This is a genomic window from Variovorax sp. 01T439_2 (assembly GCF_056398445.1).
In genome coordinates, this window is sequence record NZ_JBFTPJ010000877.1 from 1 (window position 1) to 2499 (window position 2499).

Below are 2499 nucleotides of genomic sequence, written 5' to 3' on the forward strand. Positions count from 1 at the left end.
CGGGTGCTCCCCGCAGCGAAATCAAGGAGGAGGCCGAAGGCCGGGGGACATTCGCGGAGGGGAGTACCCGGTGGCCTGTGCACGCGCCCCGAACAAAGGCACCCTGAAACCCCGGTTTACTTCCCGATCAGCTGCGTCAGCTTCTCCGCCTCGAAGCTCTCGTCGCGCGCCGCGTCGCAGGGTACGCAGTCCTTGGTGCCGGGATGCGCAGACAGCTTCTCGATGGCCTGCCACAGCAGCGCGATCTGGTGCTCCTGGCCTGCGGCGTTGTCGATCAGCCCGCGCATCGCCTGGCTCAGCGGGTCGTCCTCCTGCGTGATGCCGTAGGCGGAGAACTTCTGCGGCGCGGCCACATCGGCGCTCTCGCCGGCCTTCGACGGGATGATGCGTGCGGGAATGCCCACCGCCGTGGCGCCCGCCGGCACCGGCTTGATGACCACCGCGTTGCTGCCGATCTTCGCACCGTCGCCGACGACGAAACCGCCCAGCACCTTGGCGCCCGCGCTCACGACCACGTTCTTGCCCAACGTCGGATGCCGCTTGGTGCCCTTGTAGAGCGAGGTGCCGCCCAGCGTCACGCCCTGGTAGATGGTGCAGCCGTCGCCGATCTCGGCGGTCTCGCCCACCACCACGCCCATTGCGTGGTCGAAGAACACCCGCTCGCCGATCTTCGCCGCCGGGTGGATCTCGATGCCCGTGAGCCCGCGCGCCACGTGCGCGATGAAGCGGGCCGGCCACTTGAAGCCGTGCGTCCAACAGGCGTGCGCCCAGCGGTGCAGCACCACGGCATGGAAGCCGGGATAGACCGTGATCACTTCCCAGGCGCTGCGCGCGGCCGGGTCGCGTTCGAGGATGCACCGGATGTCGGCGCGCAATCGAGAGAACATCGCAGCCTTTGTTGTCGTTATATCGATAGGGCCGCGAAGTCTAAGGCCGGCCGTCTTCGCGTATCGCCGATGGGGTTTTGTCAGCCCTTGCGCGGCCCGCGCGCCGCATCGGCCATGGCCTTGGCGATGCCGCGCAGGATGTGGATCTCCTCCGGCGTGGGCTGGGCGCGGTTGAACAGCTGCTGCAGCCGCGGCATCAGCTTCTTGGGCGCCGCCGGGTCCAGAAAACCGATCTCCACCAGCGAACGCTCCCAGTGGTCGAGCATGCCGGCCACCGCCTTGGCATCGGCCGCCTCGATGGGCGCGGTGGCATCGCGCACCTCGTAGCCGCCCAGCGCAAGCCGCCATTCGTAGGCCACCACCTGGATCGCGGCCCCAAGGTTGAGCGAGCCGAACTTCGGATCGGTCGGGATGCTGAGCGCCACGTTGCAGCGGTAGACGTCTTCGTTGCGCATGCCGAAGCGCTCGGAGCCGAACAGGAAGGCCACGTGCTGCTCGCCCTGCTTGGCGAGCGGCTCCAGGTGCTCGCGCGGCGTGCGCGTGGGCGGGCCGAAGTCGCGCGGGATCATGGCGGTGGCGCACAGGTGGGTGACGCCGTCGAGCGCCTCGTCGAGCGTTTCGACGATGCGGGCATTGGTCAGCACGTCGAGCGCGCCGCTCGCGCGCTGGATGGTTTCCTCGCGCCGCAGCACGTTGGCCCACCGGGGCGCGACCAGCACCAGGTCGTCGAAACCCATGGTTTTCATGGCGCGGGCGGCGGCGCCCACATTGCCGGCGTGGCTGGTCTGGATCAGGATGAAACGGGTGCGCATGGCGGGGTTGGGAGACACGAGGCGGCGGAGCCGGTAAAATGCTTGATTCTCGCCGCCCGCATCGCCGGACCGCAGGGTCGCCTCCAGGGGGACCTATCCCACCGTTCTTCCCACAATCCAGAATGTCGTCCCCCAACCTGCATCCCATGCTCAATGTGGCCGTCAAGGCCGCACGCGCCGCCGGCGCCATCATCAACCGCGCCGCCCTCGACGTCGAGGCCGTGCGCATCTCGCAAAAGCAGGTCAACGACTTCGTCACCGAAGTCGACCACGCCAGCGAGCAGGTCATCATCGAAACGCTGCTTGGCGCGTATCCGGGGCACGGCATCCTGGCCGAGGAATCGGGCACCGAGCATGGCGCCAAGGATTCCGACTACGTCTGGATCATCGATCCGCTCGACGGCACCACCAACTTCATCCACGGCTTCCCGGTCTACTGCGTTTCCATCGCGCTGTCGGTGCGCGGCAAGATCGAGCAGGCGGTCATCTACGACCCGAGCCGCAACGACCTGTTCACCGCTACCAAGGGCCGCGGCGCCTACATGAACGAGCGCCGCATCCGCGTGTCCAAGCGCACCCGGCTCAGCGAATGCCTGGTGTCCACGGGCTTTCCGTTCCGCAGCGGCGACAACTTCAAGCAGTACCTGGCCATCATGGCCGACATGATGCCGCGCATGGCGGGCCTGCGCCGCCCCGGCGCCGCGGCGCTCGACCTGGCCTACGTGGCGGCCGGCTTCACCGATGGCTTCTTCGAGACGGGCCTCAATCCCTGGGACGTGGCCGCGGGTTCGCTGCTGGTC

Annotated in this window: 3 protein-coding genes; 1 reads left to right on the forward strand and 2 read right to left on the reverse strand. The window is 68.0% G+C overall.

Going from position 1 to position 2499, the window contains the following annotated elements:
- Positions 1-116: 116 nt before the first annotated feature.
- A complete protein-coding gene (cysE, locus tag AC1DOC_RS29135; RefSeq protein ID WP_259347691.1) occupies positions 117-971 on the reverse strand; it encodes a serine O-acetyltransferase in 855 nt (284 codons plus the stop codon).
- Entirely contained in the window at positions 968-1699 is a 732-nt protein-coding gene (locus tag AC1DOC_RS29140; protein WP_478081014.1) for an RNA methyltransferase, read from the reverse strand. The genes cysE and AC1DOC_RS29140 overlap by 4 nt, the downstream gene beginning before the upstream one ends.
- A 122-nt stretch (positions 1700-1821) precedes the next feature.
- Between AC1DOC_RS29140 and AC1DOC_RS29145 the strand changes: the two genes are divergently transcribed.
- On the forward strand, positions 1822-2499 hold a 678-nt coding region (locus tag AC1DOC_RS29145), incomplete at its 3' end, for an inositol monophosphatase family protein (protein WP_478131066.1).